Origin of the sequence: Nostoc sp. DedQUE12b, from assembly GCF_034530835.1 — a bacterium.
GTDB lineage: Bacteria > Cyanobacteriota > Cyanobacteriia > Cyanobacteriales > Nostocaceae > Nostoc.
In genome coordinates this window covers 147,479-173,732 of sequence record NZ_JAVRCI010000007.1, presented here as the reverse complement: position 1 = coordinate 173,732, position 26,254 = coordinate 147,479, and the positions used below count along the sequence as shown (strand labels likewise).

The following is a 26,254-nucleotide window of genomic DNA, read 5'->3' as shown; positions in this document are numbered from 1 at the left end:
AAATAATCAGAGTCCAGAACTTAATGGTGGACAAATATTTGCTCATACGTCATCTAATGTCAAAATTTTAAGGAACATTCTTTATGCTTTTCCTGGAAAAAATATTAATAATAAGACTAAAAATAAAAACGTTATTTATGATTATAATATCTACATCAATAGCTCTAAAATAAATGTTAAGGGGCCTCACGATATTGTTGCAGGCTCACAATTTTTAAGCAAGTATCCCACTCTAGAAAAAATATCTGGCGATTGGAAATCGCGGTTAGATAAACAAAATCCGCCAACACGACCTTATGTAGAACCTAAGTCGGCAGGTTTTGCCTGCGGGACAGTGACTTATCGTTTACAAGGAAAACTCACCCAAGTGGGATGCTCTCGTTAGCAAGAATGCAGGAAAGATTTATCCCGAATCCAAATGCTCGAACCTCCTGGACGACCATTGAGAAGTTTTGCAATTGAGAGCAAACTGCCGAAATATTTGCGATATGAGGTAAGGCTTGTAATTACTAAACGACTCACACGATGCGTAAATGCAGGGTGTGAGTTTATCTCTCTTGGAGGTTTTTGAAAGAGAAGCCGATACGGATTACCTCTTCAATCCTCTACTCTACGACGCCGCCGACGCGGTTTTTGCTGTTGGTCTTCACGCAAACGGCGACCGACTTCGTTAAAGAAATCCCGCCGCAGATAAGGATAATCGCTAACCCACAGGTCACGATTGGGAAAGTATATATCGCTAAATTCTTCAATACTGCTCAAATCTGGACGATTTGACATCACTACCATTTCTGCAATTTGGCCGCGAGTAATAACTTTGTGGGCAGGACGTAATGGTGCTACAAACTCAATGGTAAATCCTGTGTCATCACCCACCTCTAAGTTTATCTGTTTTTCTCGGTTTTCTATAATCACCAATTCGCCTTTGTTGTTGACTGTTTCGGTTTTACCCATCAACTGGTCTGTAATCCACCAATCTAGGACTCGACCACGGAAAAAGCCGCCGTACTTGTAACGGCGGCATTGTAAATTCCGCATACTTGCTTGAAACACTGGATACCACAGCCAAAAAAAAGCGCTAATTACCCCTAGCACAAATACTATTGAAGCAAACTCAAGCTTGAAAATAACTGTTACAAGCAAAATAACAACTACCGCAACTACAGAAATTAACAGCCGTTGCAAAAAATTTGAGAACTTCCCCCAATAGTATTTGTACTGCAAACCAGTAGCAATTAAGGGGACAACTTGTTCAAATTTCTGGCGAGTCAGTGGTACTAACATGAGTGCTAAGTAATGAATGCCCAATTGTGTGTTTAAAGTATCTTTTCTAATCCATATACTAACGACTTTAGCGCTAAGACTTTGCGAATCGCTAGTAGCACTCCTGGCATATAACAAGCACGATCGCTCGTATCATGTCGTAAAGTATATATTTGTCCTGCTGCGCCAAAAATAACTTCCTGATGGGCAATCAATCCTGGCAAGCGCACGCTATGAATTCTAATCCCTTCATCTGCGATACTGCCCCTCGCCCCTGCTAATTTTTCCGTTTCTTCTACAAGAGCAGGGTTAAAAGTTTTACCCAACTCTCCTAGTAACTGCGCCGTTTGAATGGCAGTACCGCTGGGAGCATCAGCTTTTTGGTTGTGATGCAGTTCGATAATTTCTACATGGTCAAAATATTTGGAGGCGGCGATCGCGGCTTGTTGCAACAGTACCATGCCAATGGAAAAATTAGGAATAATTAGACAACCAGTGCTAGCTTTGTCGGCAAAGTCTGCCAAGTCTTGAATTTGTTCTGGACTTAACCCAGTGGTGCCAACTACAGGACGAATACCGTAAGCGATCGCACTGCGAATATTGTCATAAACTGAATCGGGATGGGTAAAGTCTACAATCACCCCTGGAGGAGACTGTCTATCTCCAGCCACATATCCCAACATCGGTTCTAATTGATTGGTAATTGGTACTTCCAGAGGTTCGCTTAAACCCGCTAACTCCCCAGCGTCTTTATCTTGATGTTCCAAACTGTAGTCAATTGCACCCACTAAGTTTAAGTCAGGCGCTTGCGCCACTGCCTTAACCACCTCACGGCCCATTTTGCCAGCAGCACCGTTGACAATAACCGGGATAGGAGCTTGATTCGTCATAGGTCGAGAAATACTTTTTGAGTCAACAAGGGAATTGTAAAGACTTTGGCGATCTAGTAGCTAGCTTCTCAAATCTCTGGCTTAATTCCACCTACCCTGAATTGTGCAGCTAATCGCTTAGTTTTTCTACTCCCCAAAACATCGGTTCTCGTTTTCATTGCACTATCCACCCAGTAACCCGTTTTATTTGCCGATCGTACTGTTTTGATAAGTATTCCTTATAAAATATATCAGCCTTTGTTTGTCAAGTCTAGTTGACCATTTGTAATATTATTGTTATATTTATTTACATAGCTTAGTAAAGCCCTAGAGTAAGCTGCATAGCTAAATTGCACCTTGTCTATTACCTATATAGTTTTGGTTGCATTGGGTGTTAACTAAGAAAAACAGACTTCGGTTTTGCAATATCCCATCGACATTTGGACTTCTCCCATTTACCTCGGCTATCAAGTCGGGGTTTTTTATTTTTTTCATTAGCTGCTTGTTTAGCATTTCTTTAGTAGTTATACCAATTCACGAAAATCCTGATACATATAGATTTATCGTAGGGGCATGGTAATCCCCATTGGTGTCAACTTCAGCTGGAAATAGCTTATCTGTTGGCTTACATCCCCGCCCGGAAATCAATTTTCCGGCTTTTAGCTTAACTCTACTTCAGTAGACTGGAGATTTTTGGCGATATTTAGTCATCTTCAGATGACTTTAGCGATGAGACGGGAATTTCAATTCCCGGCGGACAAGGGGTTTGGCGTTAAGTTGACATTAATGGGCAATGCCATGCCCTTACCAGCGTATTTGTATCATTATTAAAGTGAAATGGTATTACTGTTGATTTAGGTTGCAGTACTGCTTAAAGGATTTCCGAAAGACTCAATTAACATAGCTTAGGGCAATTTTTCCCAAAGTGAAATCCAAGTATTCAGTTCCTCGTTTGGAAGAAAATCTTTACTCTTAGATAAATATTTAATGATTGATAACCGATTCTTAATCAACCTTAATTTTCTGAAATCTTCCAGTTCGCTATCAAACTTTTTTTGAGTTTCTTCTGGATTATTGGCTGCTAAAGCTTTTCTCCAATCTGCTGCTTTAATTAATGCTTCTTCATAGGAAATGTGTAAATTATCAAAAAACCAATTAATAATCAGATGTATATCGAGAACTGGATTTCCTGGAATAGCACCAAATTTTAGGATCGTGTAAGCTCGTAATCCCATTAAAGAATGTAGATATCGTTCAGAAAAACTAGGATTATTTTCAGCTAAAAATTCGTAAACTGAAGTTGCTATCTCTGCCCAAGCAAGGCTTTCTGAATGAGATTCATTAGATTCTTCATTGGCTAGTTCTTGCGCTGTGAAAGTAGAGACTTCAGCTAAACCAAGCCAGTTAAATTTTTCTGGTACTTGCTGTTGCTTTGCCCAAACCATTCTCAACCAAGTTTGTACTTCTTCTGCATCTTGTTGAAGTAGAACTCTTAAAAAATTTGTTGCTTCAGTTTCAGTCATAGTTAATGATGAAATCAAGGAAACTTGCGCTCTCGCACTTCCTCGGCATAATCTTGCACAGCTTTGGTAATCGTCTCGCGTAAATTCGTGTAAACTTTGGCGAATGGTGGATGCTTTTGGGCCAGTCCCAGGACATCTGAGGTAACTAAAACTTGTCCATCGCAGTGAATTCCCGCACCGATACCAATTGTGGGAATACTTAATTTTTGTGAAATCTGCATTGCTAAATCTGCGGGTATATGTTCTAACACTAGAGAAAATACACCCGCTTGTTCGAGAGCGATCGCTTCTTGTAAAATCCTCTCACTGGCTTCTTGCGTTTTACCTTGTTGGCGCAAACCCAGTTGATGTATTGATTGCGGTGTCAAACCCACATGACCCATTACCGGAATTCCGGCTTCTACTAAACGAGCCACAGTTTGGGCGATCGCTGGATAGCCACCTTCTAACTTTACCGCTTGAGCGCCCGTTTCCTTTAGTACCCGCCCAGCTGAGTGCATCGCTTGTTGCAGACTTTCTTGATACGTCAAAAAAGGTAAATCTACTACTACTAATGCCCGTTTAACCCCACGGCGCACAGATTTGGCATGATAGATAATTTCATCTAAAGTAATTGGCAGTGTTGTTTCATACCCTAGAACTACTGCCATAGAATCACCCACGAGGATTAAGTCTACACCAGCTGCGTCGAGGAGTTGAGCGATCGCATAATCCCAGGCGGTCAACGCGACAATTGACCGTCCCTGTTGTTTCCATTGAATTAATTGCTGGGTAGTGATTGCCATTTTTTGAGTGCTGAGTGCTGAGTAGGGAGTGCTGAGTTAGAAGTTAAAAGTTAGGAGTGAGGAGTTTTGAATTTAAAAAATTTTTTAACTTATAATTCCTAACTCATAACTCTTAACTAATCATTTAACAGCGCGACTGAAAGCAATATGGGGTTTTGCACTGTCGGTTTTGGGCATTAACCAAGCTAGACCTTCACTAGTGCCAATCCATAATTTATTGCCGATATCAGGTGCAAGCGTAATAACCCGACTAGAAGGAAGTCCAGCAACTTCTCCGTCTAATACGGCACCTGTATTTGGATCTAATCGTAACAAACCATTATTAGTTCCGACCCAGACACTACCATCTTTAGCAAAACGTATCGCCGTTACATCACGCCCACGCAAGCGGGTTACAGACCGCAACACTGCACCAGTTTTTGGGTTAATAACTAGCAAATTATTCGGCATTCCTGCCCAAATTAACCCTTCTGGACTAATAGCTAAAGCTTGTACAGTTGTCCCTGGTAAATCGGCTATTCGCTTTATAATCGCAGCACTAGCAGTATTTACCCGCACCAATCCATCCAGAGTACCAACCCACAATTGACCTTCAGCATCTAAAGTCAAGGCATTAGCACTGACACCAGGCAGATTTTTTAATGTTGTCATAATCAAGCCTTGGTCGGGACTAATGAGAGCTAAACCGCTATCGGTTCCAGTCCATAAATAACCCCGTTTGTCAAGTAACAGTGACAGCACGCGTTTAGAAGGCAAAAATAAATTTTGGGCGGTGATTTCGTTAGTGCGGGGGTCAACTCGAACTAGTCCCTCATAACTTCCTACCCACAAACGTCCTACCTTGTCTTGGGCTAAAGCCCCAATGGCAACATTTGGTAAGCTCACACGAGAAATAATCTTCCCGGTTTTCGGATCGATCCGCGATAGTCCCCGCCAAGAACCTACCCAAAGATTACCTGTAACATCTCCCAATAAATTACCAACACGATAATCAGTTTTCGGTGAATTTTCTTCAACTCCCCGCTCATCAGGCAAAGATTGTACTCGCGGTGGCGGTGCGGAAGATGGGTAAGCGGGGGTTAGATCAGATGAATTAATGTCAGGGGTTTTTTGCGCCCATCCCATATTTGGCAAAGCTATCAACCCCAGCAAGATAGAAGTAATTAATAAACTAGTACGCTTAGTACGCTTGTAAAACAATACCACAGTGACATTTCCTTTGGAGACAGTACCCATAGCATTTACCTAAACTGGCTTTGGGTTAATTTCAGTGTTCCCCTTGCTGGGATTTTTTAAACATTGGGGATTGGGGACACAACTCTTGGAGAGGCTATGCCAACCACAAGCGGTAGTTGAATCTCGACTTACTTCGACGCCGCGGTAGTTGAGCGTAGTCGAAACTCAGTACAAGTCGCTCGATTACCGCGCGCTCGAAACTCAGTGTATTGGTGGGAACTGAGGATTTCTCCATCTCCCTAATCTTTTAAGTCCTTTACAGTTCTTAATGACATTTTGTAAACCTTTTGTAACAAAAAGTTTAAATCTTTATGTAATAACAAAATTAAATAGATAAGTTAAAAACTTTCAAAGAATAACTTATCGAATTCTTGATATATTGTGAAACAAGTTACAAATTACGTGGTGTGCAATTCTTTTATCTTTTGCTCACCACTCTGCTAAATCTCTGTCAAGTAAATTCTTTTCTGGTATCTTTTCCATCAAAGGGAAAGATATAAGGAGTGTAAAGGCGGGAATGTGTGCCAGCAAGGCCAATCCCCTGAATACCCTAATTTATGGGGGAATTATCTAAATCAAGCCGCAAAGCGCGGAAGTTTTGGTGAAATTGAGAAGGTTTAGTTGGGTGCGAAGAAGAAGTAAAAAAGAATTTTGATTTTTAGCAAGAGGAAACAGTAGAAGCGCTAGGTGGTGTACCCCTAGAAGGGGAAACACTGGTGAGGAGGGCTACCACCGCTATCCATTGTGTCAGCCGCAAAAAAACTGCTAACCTTTGCCAAAGGCAACTCCTAACATAAAATTTTTCTGATCTTCCCCTCGCTCAAGGGGGGCAAGAGCGGGGTGAGGGGAAGTTGCACAAAACGTGATTTGATAATTAAAAAGAGTGATTTCAGGGAAGGATAAAATTATGTCTTACGCTCAAACGAAGACTCAGAGCAAATCTGGGTATCAAGCCGGGGTTAAAGATTACAGACTAACTTATTACACACCGGATTACACACCAAAAGATACCGATCTTCTAGCTGCGTTCCGTATGACACCTCAGCCCGGTGTTCCTCCCGAAGAAGCAGGTGCGGCTGTTGCGGCTGAATCCTCCACAGGTACTTGGACAACTGTGTGGACAGATTTGCTCACCGACCTCGATCGCTACAAAGGTCGTTGCTATGATATCGAACCAGTTCCCGGTGAAGACAACCAATATATTGCCTACGTTGCCTATCCTTTGGACTTGTTTGAAGAAGGTTCTGTAACCAACGTATTGACCTCAATTGTCGGTAACGTATTTGGTTTCAAAGCTTTACGGGCGCTGCGTCTAGAAGACATCCGTTTCCCAGTAGCTTACATCAAGACCTTCCAAGGGCCTCCTCACGGTATCCAAGTTGAGCGCGACAAGTTAAACAAATACGGTCGTCCTTTACTGGGTTGTACCATTAAGCCCAAATTGGGTCTTTCTGCTAAGAACTACGGACGTGCTGTATACGAGTGCTTACGCGGTGGTTTGGACTTCACCAAAGACGACGAAAACATCAACTCCGCACCATTCCAAAGATGGCGCGATCGCTTCTTGTTCGTAGCTGAAGCTATCAACAAAGCTCAAGCAGAAACCGGTGAAATTAAAGGTCACTACCTAAACGTTACCGCTCCTACCTGTGAAGAAATGCTGAAGCGGGCTGAGTACGCTAAAGAACTTAAACAGCCCATCATCATGCATGATTACCTCACCGCAGGTTTCACCGCTAACACCACATTGGCTCGTTGGTGTCGTGATAATGGTATCTTGCTGCACATTCACCGTGCGATGCACGCTGTAATTGACCGTCAAAAGAACCACGGTATCCACTTCCGTGTATTGGCTAAAGCCCTACGTTTGTCTGGTGGCGACCACATCCACACTGGTACAGTAGTTGGTAAGTTGGAAGGTGAGCGCGGCATCACAATGGGCTTCGTTGACCTGTTGCGTGAAAACTACATTGAGCAAGACAAGTCTCGTGGTATCTACTTTACCCAAGACTGGGCTTCTCTACCTGGTGTAATGGCAGTTGCTTCTGGTGGTATCCACGTATGGCACATGCCCGCACTGGTAGAAATCTTTGGTGATGACTCCGTACTACAATTCGGTGGTGGTACTCTGGGACACCCTTGGGGTAACGCTCCTGGTGCAACCGCTAACCGCGTCGCCTTGGAAGCCGTTGTTCAAGCTCGTAACGAAGGCCGCAACTTGGCTCGTGAAGGTAACGATATCATCCGCGAAGCTGCCAAGTGGTCTCCTGAACTGGCTGTTGCTTGCGAACTGTGGAAAGAAATCAAGTTCGAGTTTGAAGCAATGGATACCGTCTGATCTGGGTTAACAGTTAAGAGTTAAGAGTTAGAAGTAGAGACGCGATTCATCGCGTCTGTACAAGAGTTAGGATTTGCTTTGCATTAATTCATAACTCGTAACTCATAACTCATAACTCTTCACGGCTGGGGTCAAGCATGAATCTTAAGCAAATTGCGAAGGACACAGCCAAAACTCTCCAAAGCTATCTGACTTATCAGGCTCTAAGGACAGTATTGGCACAGCTAGGCGAAACAAATCCGCCATTAGAACTTTGGCTGCGTAACTTTTCGTCTGGCAAAATTCAAAATGGTGAGTCATTAATTGAGCAATTGTTGCGGGAAAAACCAGATTTGGCTTTGCGAATCATGACTGTCAGAGAACATATTGCGGAAGAAATTGCAGAATTTTTACCGGAAATGGTGCGCACTGGCATTCAGCAAGCCAACATGGAGCAACGTCGCCAGCATTTAGAACGCATCACACAAGTAGTAGACACATCTAACCCCAGTCTGCAACCAGAACAGCAAACAACTTCAGATCAGAATTTGGATAACTTATCCAATTAGTTCGGTCAATCTACTAGTAAAAATCGCAACCCATTATCAAAAGCTATGCAAACTTTACCAAAAGAGCGTCGTTACGAAACCCTTTCTTATCTTCCCCCTCTGTCTGATGCTCAAATTGCTAAACAAGTTCAGTACATCTTGAATCAAGGTTACATTCCTGCGATCGAGTTTAACGAAACTTCTGAGCCAACAGAATTATATTGGACACTGTGGAAACTACCTTTGTTCGGTGCGAAATCTACTCAAGAAGTATTGAGCGAAGTTCAAGGATGCCGTTCTCAATTTAACGGCAGCTATATTCGTGTTGTGGGTTTTGACAACATCAAGCAGTGCCAAGTTCTTAGCTTTATTGTTCACAAACCCAACAAAGGCAATAGATACTAAGTCTAGTTAGTTGGAATTAATCATGGGATAGTTGAAGTAATTTGTCTATCCCTGTATAGGAGGGGTAGAATTATCTGCCTCTCCTTTTTTATAATTAGGCGTTACAGAACATAGAGCTTCATGATGATAAAACTCATTATGAAGCTCTATGTTTGCTTTCCACTATCAGCAAACTGGAAAGACTAATATGATTGGGAACTTTAAGCACTGATACCTCACCATCTAATGTATTTATTATCCGAAGCGTCCCGGTTGGTGGGAGAATAAAGACGAGAAATGATGCAAGCCTTGTGTTATCTCCAGCCCAAAGGAATCTGTAGAAATGTGGAAACGAATTGTATTAATTTTGCTATTGGTGTTGAGCTTTAGTCTGAGTAATTCGGATGTTGCGGCTGCGGCTGGACTCAAAAGCTTTGTAGATAGTAGTGATGGCTATCAGTTTTTATATCCTAACGGCTGGCTGCCAGTTAAAGTTGCCGATGGGCCAGATGTGGTTTTCCACGATTTGATTGAGGTGTCTGAAAATGTTTCGGTTGTGATTAGCCCAGTTCCTGAAGGCAAAACTTTGTCAGAATTGGGAACCCCAACAGAAGTAGGATACAAATTAGGAAAAGCGGCTCTCGCGCCTCCTGATTCTGGTCGTTCGGCTGAATTAGTCAATGCCGCACAGCGAGAAGTAGATGGTAAAACATACTACCTTTTAGAGTATGAGGTTAAACTCCCCAATCAACAGCAACGTCACAACATCGCCAGTGTCGCTGTTAGCCGTGGTAAACTTTTTACCTTCAACGCCTCAATTCCTGAAAAACGCTGGCAGAAAGTTAAACGAATGATAGATGAGGTTGTTAATTCTTTTTCTGTTTATTAATTGGGGAGTAGGGAGACATCAATTAAAAATTAAAAAAAGACTGCGGGAAAAGGGGAACAAGGGAAATAAGCCATACTTCGACTTCGCTCAGTACAAGTGCCCAGTACCCCATCCCCAATTACCAAGTTGGTCAGATCATGAAAATTCCACCTTTTGTACTTGCTTCAGCTTCTCCAGCCCGACGCCGCTTATTGCAAACTGTTGGTATTGAACCGATAGTTCAACCTAGTGACTTTGACGAATCGCAAATTGAACTAAGTGAACCAGGAGAATTGGTCAAAACTCTTGCCCAGTATAAAGCGGAAACTGTAGCCCCACAGTTTGAATCAGCTTTGATTATGGGTTGTGATTCAGTTTTGTCCATCAATGGTGAAATTTACGGCAAACCAGCAGACTTCTCTGAAGCGATCGCACGTTGGCAGATAATGCAAGGTAACTTTGGCGACTTGTACACAGGTCACGCCTTAATTGACCATGACCAAAACCGTACTTTAGTCAAGTCACAAATCACAAGAGTTTACTTTGCTCAAATGAGCGAAAAAGCAATTAAAGCTTATGTTGCCACTGGTGAACCACTCAAGTGTGCTGGGGCCTTTGCCATTGAAGGTTTTGGAAGTTTCTTCGTAGAAAAAATTGAAGGCTGTCACACCAATGTAATTGGACTCAGTTTACCCCTGCTGCGCCAGATGTTAAGTGAATTGGGATACGATGTCACTGATTTCTGGCAGCAATAGTCCCTTGTCTAAAGTTATTAACCAATGACAAATACTTCGGCTTCGCTCAGTACAAGTGACAAATGACAAATGACTAATAACTAAATTCCCTGATATTGAGTATTGCCTCTCCATGATCTGGAATCCAGGCTAGCCACTCATCTGCTGAAACCGGACACAATAAAAGTGCTTCGTCAAAACTAAAGGGGTTGGGAAGTTGCAAAAGCTTTACCCAAGTAGAAGCTCTGAACCTCTGTAAGCCTTCCAGATTATTGTGCCTTCTTGTTTGTATAGCAAAATCCGGTTTATAAGAATCTAGTTTCATAGCTTTCTATTAGCCTTCACAAATGGACTAATCTAAAATTATTTCTGTAACCTAGACTACAAAAAAAAGAATCCTTGTGAAAAGTATCTGTCTTATAAATTTACGTTGGCTGGGTGTAAGTGTTTGCTTATATTGCAGACCACAACAGGTATGACACGACAAGTTGTAGACTGGCCACTAGATCGCATTCCCAACTAGAATATGTCATTTACTTCTATGCCCTCGCTGCGCGAGCAACAACATCCCCTAATTCGTCAGCTAGCTGATTGTATTGAGGCAGCTTGGCATCAGCACCTGGATTTATCCCCTTACCATTTGCCTAATGAGTTGGGGTATGTGGAAGGTAGATTAGAAGGCGAAAAACTGACGATTGAAAACCGTTGCTATCAAACGCCCCAGTTTCGGAAAATGCACTTGGAACTGGCAAAAATCGGCAATATGCTGGATATTTTGCACTGTGTCATGTTTCCCCGCCCAGAATACAACCTGCCGATGTTTGGTTGTGATTTAGTTGGGGGTAGAGGTCAAATTAGTGCAGCGATCGCAGACCTTTCTCCAATTCACGTAGAGCGCACCTTACCAGAATCTTATACTTCTGCACTGACACAGCTAACGGTACTTAACTTTTCCCAACCCCGTGAATTACCAGAATGGGGAAATATTTTTTCAGATTTTTGTATCTTTGTGCGCCCCAGTTCCCCTGAAGAAGAAACAATGTTTCTCTTGCGGGTGCGAGAATTTTTAGATATTCATTGCATCCAAGCGATCGCCTCGCATCCTGTTTCAGTTGAACAAGTCAGCCAAAATCTCGCCGGACAACACAACTACTGCACCAAACAGCAGCAAAACGATAAAACCCGCCGCGTCCTAGAAAAAGCCTTTGGCCCAGCTTGGGCAGAAAATTACATGACCACAGTTTTATTCGATCTGCCAACTTAATCATCTCCTCTATCACCCTCATCTCCCCCATCTGTAGGCTCTGCTACGTTTTCAGCAAACGGATAAATGTAGAATTCATTCAACGAGAGTTTTATGGAGTTCCAAAACAGCAACAGGGAGAATAGTAAGGTCTTTGAAGCAAATATTACAAAATGGTTTGTTGTCTTGGTAGGTGCAAACAACTAGAGACAGCTAACTCATTGACCAGAAAGTTAAGGAAACTCTGATGTTAGGAATGTTCAAATTGACCCTTCTCTACGAGAGGCTGCACTTCGACTACGCTCATTGACCACGCCAACGACTTCGCTCAGGGTGAACGGATATTTTTTAGTTAGTTAATCGTTGATTGACTTAAGGAAGACTAACTTTTGTAGCAAGATTGTGTCTAACAAAGGCAACAGTCTATTTTTGATGTTTCTTTTCAATTTTGAAACTAACTCTCGCTGTCGTAAATGTAGCAGTAAAGTACCGCATCATACCAATTGAGAATTTTTTATAGAGATGCGATATATCGCGTCTCTATATCTAGATTCATACTGCTTGTGAATTCTGCTAACTCCCATTGCACTGATGTCTCAATATAGCGGTTATCAGTTGAGTGCAATACAGACCTAACCCCCAGCCCCTTCCCTATAAGGGAAGGGGAGTAAGATTCAAAGCCTCTCTCCTAAAAGGAGAGGTTTGGAGAGAGGTAAGAGTGTATTGCATACATAATATGCGGCTATAGAAAACACAATTTTGTAAAGCCATAGTGTTGAACGTTCATCACACAATGGATTTTTAAGCCATACCCAGCTTGAAACCACTGTTGTTTGTCCTAACAGCTGGCAGTTGATTAAAAACCTTTTTATTTTTACTTCCATCAGCACAATTCAGGTAAATGGGCAACATACTATGTCAAGGGTGACTGAAAAGCCGAAGCCAAGTGAACAGACACTAAATCATGAACAACCTAAGATTTGGTGGGGTATCGCTGTAGCCGTGCCAGTAGTAATCGCCGCTGGGATACTAGGTACGGCCAAAATCGAGCAGTTAAAAAAACTAGCTACATCCGCACCCGTAATGCCATCTACCAATAGCATTAGTGCTGTAGGGCGTTTGGAACCGCGAGGCGAAGTTGTTAAATTGTCCGCCCCATCATCAGGATTAGCGCCATCGTCACGAATTCAGCAACTTCTGGTGAAAGAGGGTGAACAGGTAAAGCAAGGTCAAATTGTGGCAATTTTGGACAACCGCGATACCCAAATAGCCGGACTACAAGAGGCAAAAGCGAAAGTCCAAGAAGCCCGTGCGAATTTAGCGCAAGTCAAGGCTGGCTCTCCCAGAGATATTCAAGCTCAAAGAGCAGTTATTGCTCGCCTACAAGCGCAGTTAATTGGCGAAAGGAATGCAGGGCAAGCAACGATCGCGCGGATTGCAGCTCAATTAAGTGGTGATAAACTTGTCCAACAAGCAACCGTTAATCGCCTAGAAGCTGAACTTAGTGGGCAAAGAGATGCTCTTAGAGCAACGGTTGTGCGTATTCAAGCCGAACAGCGCAATGCTCAAGTCGATGCCGGACGGTATGATTATTTATACAAAGAAGGTGCTATTTCTCAGCAAGAGCGAGATAGAAGACGCTTGAGTGCAATAACTGCTAATCAGCAGGTGGCTGAAAGCCAAGCTACCCTAAAACAGACATTGGCAACCTTGCGACAGCAACTTGCTGAGGCTAGAGCCAACCAAATACAAAATTTAGCAACTTTGCAACAGCAGTTAATCGAAGCTAAAGTTAACCGTGATAAAACTGTCGCAACTTTGCAAAGACAAATTGATGAAGAAAAAGCCAAACTAAGCAGAATTTTAGATGTTAGTCCTACCGATGTACAAGTAGCACAAGCCCAAGTTAGTAATGCGATCGCAAATGTCAGAAAAGCCGAAGCAGAACTAAGATTAAGCTACGTTCAAGCACCAATCGCTGGAGAAATTTTAAAGGTTTATACCAAATCGGGTGAAGCGATCGGCGCAAATGGCATTGCTGAAATTGGACAAACTAACCAAATGTTTGTAATTGCTGAAGTCGCCGAAGACAGCATTGGTAAAGTCCGTCTTGGCCAAAATGCTATTATCACCAGTGATAACGGTGCATTTGGCGGAGAATTAAAGGGAACTGTCACTGAAATTGGCAGAAAAATTGGTAAAAAAGATGTGCTGAATACAGATCCAGCAGCAGATGTGGATGCCAGAGTTGTAGAAGTTAAAATTGCTCTGTCTCCAGAAGATAGCCAGAAAGTTTCTGGTTTAACTTACGCCAAAGTTATTGTCGATATTAATAATTAATTAAGTTGTCGGTGAGCAGTAATCCTAATCCATAATTTGATATTTTGGATTAAAAATCTTGTTTAATAGTCTGTTTAATCAATTTTAAACATTCTATCAATCCGGTACGGGTGTCACCATCATGGGTTGAAAATTTAAAATCGCTACACTTGTTGAGACGCCTATAAAATGAATCAAAAAATACCTCTGTCGTGGCTACAACTGACAAGGGAAAAAACTCGTCTAGCTGTGGCTTTAGCAGGAATTGCTTTTGCCGATATTTTAATGTTTATGCAACTTGGCTTTCGGGATGCTCTGTATTATAGTAACGTTCGGTTCCATAACAGCTTGCAAGGCGATATTGTTTTAATTAATAGTCAATCTAACGCTATATTGGCCATGAGAAGCTTTTCTCAACGACGGTTATATAAAGCTTTAGAATTACCCGCAGTTCAATCAGTACATCCAATATATTTGGACTTTACAATCTGGAAAAATCCTGTAACAGGCCGTCCTCGGAGTATCCTAATCTTTGGAATGAACCCAGAAACTAACCTAGTTAACTTACCTGGAGTTCAGGAAAATTTAGATAAACTTAAACTACCTGATGTAGTTCTATTTGACCGTTCTTCTAGAGTAGAGTATGGGCCGATCGCTGCTAATTATGACCAAGGAAAGCCTGTGACCGCAGAAGTACGAAGGCGGCGAATTAAAGTAGAAGGACTCTTTACATTAGGTGCATCATTTGGTGCAGATGGTAATTTAATTACGAGTGATATCAACTTTCTGCGAATATTTAGCAATCGTCAAAAAGGATTAATTGATATTGGGTTAATTAGATTAAAGCCGGGAGCAGATGCTAATCTTGTTGCCCAACAATTAAGAAAGTATTTACCTAATGAAGTAAATGTTTTAACTAAAAAAGAATTTATTGATTTTGAGCGGAGTTACTGGGCAAATAGTACAGCTATTGGCTTTATTTTCACATTAGGGACTGTCATGGGTTTCATTGTGGGTACTGTGATTGTTTATCAAATTCTTTATACAGAAGTTGCAGATCACTTAGCCGAGTACGCTACCCTCAAAGCCATAGGTTACACACAAAACTATTTATTGACAGTCATTCTTCAAGAAGCTTTATTATTAGCAGTTTTAGGCTATTTCCCTGGAATAGTTTTTGCCTTATTTATGTATGACAGCGCCAGAAATGCAACACTATTACCAGTTTTTATGAGTTTTGAACGAGCGGCAATGGTATTGATTTTGACTATGCTGATGTGCATTGTTTCTGGTGCAATCGCAGTTAGAAAATTACGCTCTGCCGATCCAGCAGATATCTTTTAATTAATATTATATTAATTAAAAGATAGTAAAAATAAGTTTAGCTTATAATAAAAAATAAGCAAATTTAGTCTCTGAAAGCCACTACAGTTAAATTTTGAAACTACTAATTTATAACTAACAAAAATATGATGGAAAAAGAACCTGTAATCGCCATTAAAAATCTTAATCACTTCTATGGCAAAGGCGCACTGAGAAAACAGATATTATTTGATATCAATCTAGACATTTATCCAGGTGAAATTGTGATTATGACCGGGCCATCAGGTTCAGGTAAAACAACCTTACTGAGCTTAATTGGCGGTTTGCGGTCTGTACAAGAAGGAAGTTTAAAATTTTTAGGTGAAGAACTTATTGGCGTCAGTCAAAACAAATTAGTGCAGATGCGACGCAACATTGGTTATATTTTTCAAGCTCACAATTTGCTAGGGTTCTTGACAGCCAAGCAAAATGTGCAAATGGCGGTAGAATTGAACGATAATATTTCTCAAACAGAAGCAGTGGCTAAATCAAAAGCTATGCTGGGGTCTGTTGGTCTAGAAGAACGAGTTGATTACTACCCAGACAATCTTTCTGGTGGACAAAAACAAAGAATTGCGATCGCTCGCGCCTTAGTAAATCGTCCCCCGTTGGTGCTAGCAGACGAACCAACAGCAGCATTAGACAAACAATCAGGACGCGATGTTGTGGAAATAATGCAGAGTCTAGCCAAAAATCAGGGCACTACTATCTTATTGGTGACACACGACAACCGTATTTTAGACATAGCTGATCGCATCGTCGAAATGGAAGATGGTCTTTTAACCCGTAATTCCCCCAATACAGTTATTCAGTCATGATTTTAGTCATTTGTCATTTGTCCTTTGTGAATGACCAATACACTCTTGGAGAGGCTGCGCCAAGGACTATGCTACTTCGGCTGCGCTCAGTACAAGTCAGTACAAGTGACAAATGACCAATGACTATTAAGCGATCGCAGAAATTTCAGTTAATTTGCTTTCGACAGTTTTTTAATTTGTCCAGTAAAGTATGCTTCTTCATGTTTGAGTTGTTGCGCCAGTTTTAACCCTTGTTGAAAAGCTGTTAATGCTTGAGGAAATTCTTTGCGTTCTAGATACAATTGCCCTATTTGGTCATAAGCTTGCATCATTCCGTAAAAGTTGGCAGCTTGCGCCTGTATCTGCACCAGAATTTCGCTAGCCTGCAAAGCCTCTTCTGTTTGTCCTTGGGAACGATACAGCGCAATTAACTTCTGCAAAGCATCACCAGCTCGAACATACTGCTTTAATTGCCAAGCAGTAGTATAAGCTTCTTGATAATTATTAAAAGCTTCTAGCAATAAGTTAGGATCTTTCTTAGCTAGAGATTCGTAATCTGAAGCGATCGCTATCTTTAATTCTGGTATTTCCGTAAGCTTATTTTCATTGACATAAATTTCTGCTAGTTTGTTAAGTACATTCAATGACTGCTGTGGTTGGCTTGTCTGCTCGTAAATGTAAGCCAGTTGTTGCAGATATGTTACCTCGTTTACACGATCGCCAACAGATGTAGCTAAACTCAACAATTCCTCGTAGATTGGCGCAGCTTTGCGATAATCAAACCAACTCAAATGCAGTTCTCCAATTGTTTTGAGGGTTTCTAATAGCGCTGCTCGATCATTTTGTTGTCGCACTACTAGCAAAACTTGGTCGTAAGCTTCTATAGCCAGTTTAGACGATCGTACATTTTTGTAAGCTTCACCTAGCGATCGCCACAATTCTAGATCGATTGGGACGTTTTTTTTCTGAGATTGGGCTTGCTTTTGAATTGCTTGCAATCGTTCCGTTATATATTGTACTTCTTGTCCGTCGTTTAGCTTCCAAGCGATCGCCCCAACTCGTGATAATGCTTGCACCTCTGCTAATGAACCTAGAAAGCGCCGCAAACGCAGTTCTCGGTTCCAAATTTCAAACGCCGCAACCTGTTCACCTGCTTGCAGTTTCGCAGCCGCTTCTTGATTTAACGCATCCAACGCTGGTTCTAACTTTTGTCGTTCTTGGAGAGTTAAGGGTTGTTTATCCTTGGGCGAACGTGGTGACAGTGGATCGGGTGTGGTAATCTCTAGAGGGCTAGGAGGAAATTGATCAGGTGGTTTCGGCGGTTTAGTCTGTGCCAGTGTTAAGGAATTGCTAAAGAGTATAGTGGCAGTAGCGATCGCAATTAAGTGCCTGAGCATGAGTACTTTACTTTGCCTTGAGTGAGTTACATGAGATAATTAGCAATTATCCCCATGCCTATTATTGACTAACTATTCTCCAGCTTTTCTCCAGCTTTACAAGAAAAGCCTACGTGAGAGCTATGTGGCTTCAGCATACAGATAAAAGAAATTGTGCGGGTTTTGTATAAATAAATGCTTAATGAGTTCTAGTTATTATGTACAAGATGTCAGCAGTTTAACTTATAGTAAAGCAGCCTAATTTTCTTCAGTCACAGAATCTATCCTAGATATAATTTAAAAATTGCGATCGCAGCTAAGATTTTTGAGTCAGGGGAGTGTCAAAATAATCCTAGATAATTTTTAAGCAACTAGTTGATAGTTTTGTAATGACTCATTCTACTGATATCGCCACCTTAGCCCGCTGGATGGCAGCTGACTTTAGCAATCAAGAACAAGCTTTTGAAAATCCACCTTTTTATGCCCATATCCGCGTGTGTATCCGTCCCCTTCCCTTAGAGTTGTTCTCAGGGGTAAGTTTGTTTCTCGAACAAGCTTATGATTTTTTGCTCAATCAACCCTACCGAATGCGGGTAATGAAGCTGATTCCGGCAGAAAACCATATTGCTATTGAACACTACACCGTTAAAGAAGAAGAAAAATTTTACGGTGCATCTCGTGAACCCGAACGCCTCAAAGAGTTGTCTGTTGATCAATTGGAAAAAATGTCAGGCTGCAACATGATTGTAGAGTGGACAGGTAAGAGCTTCAAAGGCAGAGTTGAACCTGGTAAAGGCTGCATAGTGGTTCGTGACGGCAAAAATACTTATTTGGATAACGAATTTGAGATTGATGCTAAAGAATTTTTCAGCCTCGACAGGGGAAGGGATTTAGACACCGATGAACGTCTCTGGGGTTCTATCGCCGGCCCATTTCACTTTGTGCGTTGGAGTAATTTTGCTGATGAAGTAAAGGTGTAACAAGCCAGCAGTCAGGAAGTTACAACCTAAAACTCTCTTTAATCTGCTAAGAGTGGTCTGTGGTGTGGTCAACTTGTAATCGCCACTTTTTAGCGATCGCCCAAAGACTACCAAAAACATCCAGTTAACCTACTATCTCTACCTCAGAATCCTATGCTATCATGATTTAACTAGCGCCCTCTGGCTACTAAGATACCTTAGCAACATTAAAGTAGTTCAGAGAATGTTGCTGTGGCGGCATAGCCAAGTGGTAAGGCAGAGGTCTGCAAAACCTTCACCCCCGGTTCAAATCCGGGTGCCGCCTTTAAAGAAATATAAATTACAGAGACAGGAACATAGCCTGTCTCTTGTTTTTTGGGGTAAAACTGGGGTAATTTTGATCTGCCTATCAACTGCTTACTGCCTTGCCATTTTTAGCCCTATCATGTCGAAAGTAGTCACAAAAATCGCTAGATTTTGGCATGAACGAATCCAACAATTCCTCCACTTGTTCTATCAGTTCGGAGATAAGCTAATCGTCATTCATTTTTCCAGAATGATTCGCTTGTAGAATCATATCCAGCAGACCAATATAACCCCCTGTTGCTTCATCCAAAGTCTTCAAGATTTTCTTACTGGAGAGATTAGAAGCCACCGACAGTTGCAAAACTTTCTTCTCTGAGATATCCACAGTCCGCTTAAAATCTTCTCTTGACATCTTGCCAAAGCGATGACAAGCCCGAAAACGACACCCTTTGCCCCCGCCCCCTGCCTCTTTTCAATGCCCAATGCGCCCCAACACTCGTATGATCAACATATCAGGAAAACATAACAGCCAGATTTTTACCGCAAAACATGGGCAGTATTTGGGAAATCGATTTTTACTCCCGTCCGATTTTGGACGATAATCAAAAAAAAGTTTGGGAAGTCTTAGTCTGCGAAAGCCCTTTGGATATCGGCACAAAACCAGACTCTTTGTTTCGCTATGCTCAATATTGTCCCAGTACCCAGGTAAATTCGGGCTGGTTGCGGACAGCATTGCAGGAGGCTATTGAGCAAGCTGGAAAAGCACCAATTAAAATCCGCTTTTTCCGCCGCCAAATGAACAATATGATTACTAAAGCTTGCCAAGATTTAGGTATTCCCGCCCAGCCTAGCCGCCGCACTTTGGTTCTCAACCAATGGTTAGAACAGCGGATGGAAGAAGTGTATCCTCAAGAGGCAGGGTATCAAGGGGGGACTAATCCCTCAGTCCGCTTGGAGAAACCTTTGCCGCAACGTTTACCAGATGCTTTGGAAGGACAGCAGTGGGTATTTGTTACCTTAGATGCTGCGGATTTTGCTGATATGCCAGAGTGGGAAATTGGCTTTGGTGAGGCTTTCCCTTTAGAGTTGGCGAAAGTTTCACCTGAAGCCCGTATTCCTGGTATTTTGATTTTCTCATCGAGAGCGTTGCCCTTGGCTGGCTGGATGTCTGGTTTGGAGTTGGCTTTCCTAAAATTTGACGCCAGCCAAGAGGCGAGATTGCTTTTAGAAACTGGCGTAACTGAAAGTTGGATTGTGGCAAATATTAAAAAACCTCAAATCTTAGCAGAAGCCAAAGGTTTTGAAGCAGCCAAGCAAAAAGCTAATGGAGTACATTTTATCGGCGTACAGTCCGATCCCAAAGCTGAATCTTTTGCTGGTTTTTGGCTGTTGCAAGAGGTTAATCTGTGAAAATGGGCATGGGGAATGGAGCAGGGGAGAAGTTGCAGTAAGTTTTTCCCCTCCGCACCTCTGCCTCTCTGCCTCTTGTACCCACCGACAAATGACAAATGACAAATGACAAATGACTAGATCCGTTGAGACATGACAATGATTTGGGATAATTAACTGCGTCCATCAGTGTCGATCTGCGGTTTTAAATCGTAACTGTAAAGAAACATTGATGATTTTTGGATAGTTATCTGCGTTCATCACTGGAAAGTGCGTAGGCGTAGCCCGTCGTAGACATCGCACTTCTCTTGAGACAGCGTTGATATGCGGTTCAAAATCCACAATTCACTAAGGGTCATGGGTTCTGAAAATTTGTCACAAGATACACTAGCCGAACAGTTGCTGGAACTAGCTATAAAATCTGGAGCAGAAGCTGCTGAGGTGTATCAGTCGCGATCGCTTTCTCGCCCAGTGTTTTTTGAGGCAAACCGACTCAAACAGCTAGAAACTAACCAATCTGAAGGCACAGCGCTACGGCTTTGGCGAAACGGGCGTCCGGGACTGACGGTAGCTTACGGTTCTGTCTTAGCCGAAGTAATGGTGGAAAAAGCTCTGGCTCTGAGTCAACTAAATCAACCGGAAACTGTAGAATTAGGCTCTAACTTTCAGCCCTCCTACCCCGATTTAGGAGAAAGTTTACCGATAGAGGTTTTGGTGGACTGGGGCAAAGAAGCGATCGCACTCATCCGTGATGCCTATCCCGATGTTGTATGCAATGGTGACTGGGAATGTGATATTGAAACCACCAGACTAGTCAACACCAAAGGTTTAGATTGTCACTATACTGACACTACCCTCAGCTGCTATATATCAGCAGAATGGGTGCGTGGTGATGATTTTTTAAGTGTTGCTGATGGTCAAACCAAGCGCGGGGAACTCGATCCAGAGAGATTAGCTAATCAAATTTTACAACGGTTAATTTGGTCGAGTGAAAATATCTCACCTCCTACTGGTCGAGTCCCAATTTTATTCACTTCTAAAGCCGCCGATATGCTTTGGGGTACTGTACAAGCCGCTTTGAATGGCAAGCGAGTTTTAGAAGCAGCTTCACCTTGGGCAGAACGTTTGGGTAAGGAAGTAGTTGCACCTAGTCTCACCATCTACCAAGATCCAGAAGCTGGCCCTTACAGTTGCCCTTTTGATGATGAAGGCACTCCTACTCAATCTCTAGTATTTATCCAAAACGGAACCTTACAGCATTTCTATAGCGATCGCACCACCGGCTCCCAACTGGGTACAAACACCACTGGAAATGGTTTTCGCCCTGGTTTAGGTAGCTATCCTACCCCTGGTTTATTTAATTTTCTCATCCAGCCAGGTTCGGCATCGCTACCAGATTTGATTCAACAACTAGATGATGGCTTGATTGTCGATCAAATGTTGGGTGGTGGCGGCAGTATTTCTGGAGATTTTTCGATTAACGTCGATTTAGGCTACCGCGTCCAAAATGGTCAAGTAATTGGGCGCGTTAAAGATACGATGGTTGCAGGTAATGTTTACACAGCCCTAAAGCAATTGGTTACACTAGGCAACGATGTTGATTGGAATGGTTCTTGTTATACTCCGTCTCTGATAGTAGAAGGGCTATCCACCACGGGAAGAAGCAATTAAATAATTCGTAATTCGTAATTCGTAATTCGTAAGTGGGGACAGTGCTTGTGTAGTAGCAAATTATAGTTTGCCAACGACTTTTAAAATATCCTCTAAAGATTCCATTGAACAGCTTTTTTGTCAAGATTTGTAATAAAAAATTGTTTAACTGAGCGTTCGCAAGTGCTTCTCCTAGATAAGTCGTACCCTTACGGGGAAGCAAGCTACGCGTAGCGTTCCGCAGGAAAGTCCAAAATCTAAAATCCAAAAGGTATGAATCAGCGTTTTCGCACCTGGTGGCAGCCTAGAAGAGGTTTAGCGATCGCCGAAGCCTGTATTATCGGTCTGGTTGCTGCCCTCTCTGCGGTATTCCTGAAAGTAGGATCGGGATGGCTGGGGACATGGCGAGTGCATACTACCCACCTTTTGCCGGCATGGCTGGTACTACCTGCAATTGGTCTTGTTCTGGGATTTTTGGCTGGATGGTTGGTGGATAGATTAGCACCAGAGGCTTCTGGTAGCGGTATTCCGCAAGTCAAAGCTTCTCTTGCCAATGTGCCTGTGACATTATCTTGGCGGGTAGCAGGTGTGAAGTTATTCAGTGCCATCATCGCCATTGGTTCCGGCATGACTCTGGGACGGCAAGGCCCTACTGTCCAAGTGGGGGCTGGTTTGGCAGCAGGAATGAGTCGTTGGGTTCCCACTTCTCCAGATCATCGACGGCAGATGATTGCAGCTGGCGCGGGTGCGGGTTTGGCTGCTGCTTTCAATGCCCCGATCGCAGGTGTATTATTTATCGTTGAAGAGTTACTCCAAGATTTATCAGGATTGACTCTCGGAACTGCCATTATCGCCTCTTTTATTGGTGGTGTGATATCCCGACTTTTGGGTGGTGGCTCTCTTGACCTTAACTTGCAATTAGTAAAATCTTCCAGCCAATTTTCCATCCCAGAAATTCCCTTTTTCATCCTATTAGGTATTTTGGCAGGCTTGTTTGGTGCATTGTTTAATCACGGTTTAATATTTAGTATTAAATTTTATAAAAGATTACATATTAGCTTACCGTTGCAGGTAGCTTTAGCTGGATTTATCTCCGGTATTGTCGTGGCCATGCTCCCTCCATCCTTCCGTGATAATACGGGACTACGGGAGTCATTAATTACTGGAAGTTCCCATCCTAGCGTCGCCGCGATCGCCTTTGCAGCCCAGTTCATCCTCACACTGATTGCATTTGGTTCGGGAGCGCCGGGGGGATTATTCGCTCCCAGTCTGATTTTGGGTTCTTGTTTAGGACACATCATCGGTGTATCTGAGTTATATATCACCGGAGTTGGTTCTCCTACGACTTACGCCCTAGCGGGTATGGGTGGATTTTTTAGCGCCGTTTCCAAAGTGCCAATCACAGCAATTGTGATTGTCTTTGAAATGACTACAGATTTCAACCTGGTGCTACCTTTAATGATTGTTTCTGTCGCAGCTTACCTGGTTGCGGATAAGGTAGTGCCTGGTTCGCTTTATGAGAAACTTTTGGAGTTAAAAGGGATTACTCTTACCAAAGAAGTTGCGATGGAAGGGGCATTAACCAAGTTGACTGCAAAAGATGTGATGCAAGAACGGGTAGAAACTCTAGATGCAGAGATGAGCTTGGAAGAAGCAATGCAAGCTTTTGCTCGTTCCCATCATCGCGGTTTCCCTGTGGTAGAAGATAGCAAGTTAGTGGGGATTGTAACGCAATCAGATTTGTTAAAAATCCGCGAGAGTACAAACCACACATTTCGCGATCGCAATCTAGCCGATATTTTCTTAAAAGAAATTATGACATCTGTCCCCATGACAGTATCACCAATTCACACCCTCAGTAATGTACTATATTTACTCGATCGCTACCAAATCAGTCGCTTACCGGTGGTAGATAGGCGAAAACTGATTGGGATTATTACTCGTGCAGATATTATTCGGGCGGAAGCAGATCATCTCAATGGTGAAAATGCGACACCGAAACTGCGACCAGAACCTTCATACATAGTTTACCAGACGCGATCGCCCAGCACTGGTAGAGGTAGATTATTAGTACCCGTAGCAAATCCCGAAACAGCAGGTGTTTTATTACTGATGGCAGCAGCTATTGCCCGCGATCGCCATTATGAAATAGATTGCGTGCAAGTGATGCTGATACCCCGCCACAGTTCCCCATCAGAAACACAGGTAAGAACCGCAAAAAGTCGCCGCTTGCTACGACAGGCAGAAGTCTTAGCAAAAAAGTGGAAAATTCCCTTACACACACAGATTCGAGTTACCCACGATGTGGCGCAGGCAATTTTGGAGACAATCAACGAACAACACATCGACCTAATTTTAATGGGATGGAAAGGTAACACATCTACCCCTGGCCGCATTTTTGGCAACGTTGTTGACACCATAATTCGCCAAGCCACCTGCGAAGTCGTATTAGTAAAATTAGGCACTACTCCCCGCTCCCCACTCCCCACTCCCCACTCAGCACTCAGCACTCAGCACTCCTTTAACCGTTGGCTAGTTCCAGTGGCTGGTGGCCCCAATTCCCCACTGGCAATTAAATTGCTACCGGCTTTAATTACATTGGGAAACGATCCAAAAATTCGCTTGACACAGGTGTTTAAGCCATCTGAACTCAAGCCAGATATGTCAATTTCAGAACAAGCCATCCGCCATTTGATGCGTCGTCGCAAATTGTCGAGTACTGTAGTTGCTCTCCCCATACAAGCTAATTCAGTCGCTGAAGGTGTGATTAACCTAGTGGAAACCGAAGGTTACGACGTTGTAGTTTTGGGAGCTTCCCGCGAGGGATTGCTACAGCAAGCGATTCAAGGTAATATTCCCGAAGCGATCGCCTCTGGTGTAGAAAGTACAGTGATTTTGGTCAGGGGTGCAATTCAAAAGTAAAAAACATAGATTTTAGTGAGTTTTTTAATGATAAAATACACCAATAATCAGAGTAACAATTATTGGTATTAAGATTGGAATAGCAACTATAAGTCCCCACTTACCAAACTTAATTTCCTCACCCTCAGATTTTAGAAATGCAATCCAACCTACAACTCCCATCAAAACCCAAAGAAATCCAAAGGCAAGAAATATAACAAATACTGAGTCGTCCATTATTTTTACCAAATTTTATTAAATTGTAGCTAATTCCCACTAATTAACTTTGCTAAACTTTCCCGAAACTGGCTAAAATCAAAAGCTTCAATAGTTTTTTGTTGTAAGTATTCTGGTTGGTAAATTACTGGATTAGAGCAATCACCTTGCAGGATTTGAATTAGATTATCGGCAATTTCTTCAACGTTATCAGGATCGACCAAACATCCCAACTTCCCGTCAGCCAAGGGATCTATAGAACCATCTTGATTACCCGCCAAGACAGGTTTACCACAAGCTAAAGCTTCTAGAAAAACAATCCCAAATCCTTCTCCTTTACTAGGCAGAGCAAAAACATCGCAGAGATTGTAATGATCGCACAATTCTTTATCTGGAACAAATCCGGCAATTGTCACACAATCTTGTAGATTTAAGTTGGTAACTAAAGCTTTAATTCGAGGTATATCATCTCCTTTCCCTGCAAGAATAAAGTGAACACTAGGGAGATGCGATCGCACTTTAATTAAAGCATGAAGAATTTGGTCATAACCCTTATATTTTGCCGTGCTTCCTAGCCGCGTCACTGTTAAAATTACAGGCTGTTCATCTGTTAAATTATATCGCTTGAGTAAGTAGGTAGGTTTAGAATTTATTGGAAACTTACTAGCATCAAATGTATTAGGTAAAATAACTATTCTTTCTGAATCAATATTTGGATCTTGAAGCAAACGCTGGCGAGTGTAATTACTAACACTAATGATTTTATCTGCTTTTTCTAAAGCAAATTTTGTTGCTTTATTTTCGATATCCCAAACTTCTAAGCCATGAGCAACGACCCAGTAAGGAGTTCCAGTGAAAAATTTGAGAATGTAACAAACAATCCCATAGTTAACATGAGTGGAAATGACTATAACGGGATGTTGAAGAATAGCTAAAATAATTATTTTTGCGGCAAATAAAATTGGTTGCAATAATTTTGGTAAATCTCCAAAATAATGAAATCTTGTTGAACTTAAAAACTCCAATTTATCTGGCTGTTTTAAACCATACTTATCATATTTGAGAAATACATCATAATCAGCTTCAGGATATATATCTTGTAAAGCTTTCAGCAAAAATTTTGAGTAAACTTGAATACCCCCCTTGAAATCAAAGATATTCGGAAATATTAAGTAAAGACGAGGTTTAGCGCTCATAGTTTTTTGAGAT

Annotated in this window: 23 protein-coding genes, 1 tRNA gene and 1 pseudogene; 15 read left to right on the top strand and 10 right to left on the bottom strand. The window is 42.2% G+C overall.

Going from position 1 to position 26,254, the window contains the following annotated elements; all coding sequences use genetic code 11:
- Positions 1-385: pseudogene (locus tag RMY16_RS06000) on the top strand (right-handed parallel beta-helix repeat-containing protein); the annotation flags it as partial.
- Positions 386-597: 212 nt separating this feature from the next.
- On the opposite strand, the gene RMY16_RS05995 reads toward RMY16_RS06000, so the two are convergent.
- The 5 genes from RMY16_RS05995 to RMY16_RS05975 all read right to left on the bottom strand — a co-directional run bounded on the left by RMY16_RS05995 (position 598) and on the right by RMY16_RS05975 (position 5,676).
- Complete coding sequence (locus RMY16_RS05995; protein WP_194041464.1) at positions 598-1,284, bottom strand: phosphate ABC transporter permease; 687 nt, start codon at positions 1,282-1,284, stop codon at positions 598-600.
- Between the two features lie 32 nt (positions 1,285-1,316).
- Positions 1,317-2,153 carry a 4-hydroxy-tetrahydrodipicolinate reductase gene (gene dapB / locus RMY16_RS05990; RefSeq protein ID WP_194041462.1) on the bottom strand — a complete coding sequence of 279 codons (837 nt, stop codon included), beginning with the start codon at positions 2,151-2,153 and terminating at the stop codon, positions 1,317-1,319.
- Positions 2,154-3,037: 884 nt separating this feature from the next.
- Positions 3,038-3,655, bottom strand: coding sequence for a hypothetical protein (locus tag RMY16_RS05985; protein ID WP_322735585.1), 618 nt, complete (start codon positions 3,653-3,655; stop codon positions 3,038-3,040).
- A 14-nt stretch (positions 3,656-3,669) separates the two neighbouring features.
- Positions 3,670-4,440, bottom strand: coding sequence for a 3-methyl-2-oxobutanoate hydroxymethyltransferase (gene panB / locus RMY16_RS05980; protein ID WP_322735584.1), 771 nt, complete (start codon positions 4,438-4,440; stop codon positions 3,670-3,672).
- A gap of 120 nt (positions 4,441-4,560) precedes the next feature.
- Positions 4,561-5,676 (bottom strand): ligand-binding sensor domain-containing protein, encoded by a 1,116-nt coding sequence (locus RMY16_RS05975; RefSeq protein WP_322735583.1) that lies wholly within the window; start codon positions 5,674-5,676, stop codon positions 4,561-4,563.
- A 907-nt stretch (positions 5,677-6,583) separates the two neighbouring features.
- Between RMY16_RS05975 and RMY16_RS05970 the strand changes: the two genes are divergently transcribed.
- From RMY16_RS05970 to RMY16_RS05950, 5 genes are all read left to right on the top strand, one after another.
- On the top strand, positions 6,584-8,014 hold the full coding sequence (locus tag RMY16_RS05970) for a form I ribulose bisphosphate carboxylase large subunit (RefSeq protein ID WP_322683121.1): 1,431 nt from the start codon (positions 6,584-6,586) through the stop codon (positions 8,012-8,014).
- A gap of 137 nt (positions 8,015-8,151) precedes the next feature.
- Positions 8,152-8,562, top strand: a complete 411-nt coding sequence (gene rcbX / locus RMY16_RS05965) for a RuBisCO chaperone RbcX (RefSeq protein WP_322659905.1) — start codon at positions 8,152-8,154, stop codon at positions 8,560-8,562.
- 45 nt (positions 8,563-8,607) lie between these two features.
- Positions 8,608-8,946: a ribulose bisphosphate carboxylase small subunit gene (locus tag RMY16_RS05960; protein ID WP_322735582.1), complete on the top strand. Its 339-nt coding sequence runs from the start codon at positions 8,608-8,610 to the stop codon at positions 8,944-8,946.
- 322 nt (positions 8,947-9,268) lie between these two features.
- Complete coding sequence (gene psbP, locus RMY16_RS05955; RefSeq protein WP_292857689.1) at positions 9,269-9,814, top strand: photosystem II reaction center PsbP; 546 nt, start codon at positions 9,269-9,271, stop codon at positions 9,812-9,814.
- Positions 9,815-9,951: 137 nt separating this feature from the next.
- Positions 9,952-10,548 carry a nucleoside triphosphate pyrophosphatase gene (locus tag RMY16_RS05950; protein ID WP_322735581.1) on the top strand — a complete coding sequence of 199 codons (597 nt, stop codon included), beginning with the start codon at positions 9,952-9,954 and terminating at the stop codon, positions 10,546-10,548.
- A gap of 73 nt (positions 10,549-10,621) precedes the next feature.
- Here the strand turns inward: RMY16_RS05950 and RMY16_RS05945 are convergent, their stop codons facing one another.
- Positions 10,622-10,852, bottom strand: a complete 231-nt coding sequence (locus tag RMY16_RS05945; RefSeq protein ID WP_322735580.1) for a hypothetical protein — start codon at positions 10,850-10,852, stop codon at positions 10,622-10,624.
- Between the two features lie 201 nt (positions 10,853-11,053).
- On the opposite strand from RMY16_RS05945, the gene RMY16_RS05940 reads away from it, so the two are divergent.
- From RMY16_RS05940 to RMY16_RS05925, 4 genes are all read left to right on the top strand, one after another.
- Positions 11,054-11,791, top strand: coding sequence for a phycocyanobilin:ferredoxin oxidoreductase (locus tag RMY16_RS05940; protein WP_322735579.1), 738 nt, complete (start codon positions 11,054-11,056; stop codon positions 11,789-11,791).
- 894 nt (positions 11,792-12,685) lie between these two features.
- Positions 12,686-14,110: an HlyD family efflux transporter periplasmic adaptor subunit gene (locus RMY16_RS05935; RefSeq protein WP_322735578.1), complete on the top strand. Its 1,425-nt coding sequence runs from the start codon at positions 12,686-12,688 to the stop codon at positions 14,108-14,110.
- A 168-nt stretch (positions 14,111-14,278) separates the two neighbouring features.
- Positions 14,279-15,433 carry an ABC transporter permease DevC gene (gene devC, locus RMY16_RS05930; protein WP_322735577.1) on the top strand — a complete coding sequence of 385 codons (1,155 nt, stop codon included), beginning with the start codon at positions 14,279-14,281 and terminating at the stop codon, positions 15,431-15,433.
- Positions 15,434-15,561: 128 nt separating this feature from the next.
- Positions 15,562-16,269, top strand: coding sequence for a DevA family ABC transporter ATP-binding protein (locus RMY16_RS05925; RefSeq protein ID WP_322660100.1), 708 nt, complete (start codon positions 15,562-15,564; stop codon positions 16,267-16,269).
- 149 nt (positions 16,270-16,418) lie between these two features.
- Here RMY16_RS05925 and RMY16_RS05920 read toward each other — a convergent pair whose 3' ends face one another.
- Entirely contained in the window at positions 16,419-17,645 is a 1,227-nt protein-coding gene (locus RMY16_RS05920) for a hypothetical protein (protein ID WP_322735576.1), read from the bottom strand.
- Between the two features lie 368 nt (positions 17,646-18,013).
- Here RMY16_RS05920 and RMY16_RS05915 point away from each other — a divergent pair, with 368 nt between their 5' ends.
- Both RMY16_RS05915 and RMY16_RS05910 read left to right on the top strand, forming a co-directional pair.
- On the top strand, positions 18,014-18,604 hold the full coding sequence (locus RMY16_RS05915; RefSeq protein ID WP_322659922.1) for a chromophore lyase CpcT/CpeT: 591 nt from the start codon (positions 18,014-18,016) through the stop codon (positions 18,602-18,604).
- 233 nt (positions 18,605-18,837) lie between these two features.
- Positions 18,838-18,908 (top strand) — tRNA-Cys (locus tag RMY16_RS05910).
- 207 nt (positions 18,909-19,115) lie between these two features.
- Here the strand turns inward: RMY16_RS05910 and RMY16_RS05905 are convergent.
- Positions 19,116-19,301 (bottom strand): hypothetical protein, encoded by a 186-nt coding sequence (locus tag RMY16_RS05905; protein ID WP_322735575.1) that lies wholly within the window; start codon positions 19,299-19,301, stop codon positions 19,116-19,118.
- A gap of 137 nt (positions 19,302-19,438) precedes the next feature.
- Between RMY16_RS05905 and RMY16_RS05900 the strand changes: the two genes are divergently transcribed.
- The 3 genes from RMY16_RS05900 (at position 19,439) to RMY16_RS05890 (ending at position 24,850) form a co-directional block, all read left to right on the top strand.
- The gene (locus RMY16_RS05900) at positions 19,439-20,299 is read left to right on the top strand and encodes a Tab2/Atab2 family RNA-binding protein (protein ID WP_322735574.1); all 861 of its coding nucleotides are present in this window, start codon (positions 19,439-19,441) and stop codon (positions 20,297-20,299) included.
- 336 nt (positions 20,300-20,635) lie between these two features.
- Complete coding sequence (locus tag RMY16_RS05895; protein WP_322659927.1) at positions 20,636-21,949, top strand: TldD/PmbA family protein; 1,314 nt, start codon at positions 20,636-20,638, stop codon at positions 21,947-21,949.
- Positions 21,950-22,201: 252 nt separating this feature from the next.
- A complete protein-coding gene (locus tag RMY16_RS05890; RefSeq protein WP_322735573.1) occupies positions 22,202-24,850 on the top strand; it encodes a chloride channel protein in 2,649 nt (882 codons plus the stop codon).
- Positions 24,851-24,874: 24 nt separating this feature from the next.
- On the opposite strand, the gene RMY16_RS05885 is transcribed toward RMY16_RS05890, so the two are convergent.
- Positions 24,875-25,066 (bottom strand): hypothetical protein, encoded by a 192-nt coding sequence (locus RMY16_RS05885; RefSeq protein WP_322730244.1) that lies wholly within the window; start codon positions 25,064-25,066, stop codon positions 24,875-24,877.
- A gap of 29 nt (positions 25,067-25,095) precedes the next feature.
- Positions 25,096-26,241, bottom strand: coding sequence for a glycosyltransferase family 4 protein (locus tag RMY16_RS05880; protein WP_322735572.1), 1,146 nt, complete (start codon positions 26,239-26,241; stop codon positions 25,096-25,098).
- Positions 26,242-26,254: the final 13 nt, after the last annotated feature.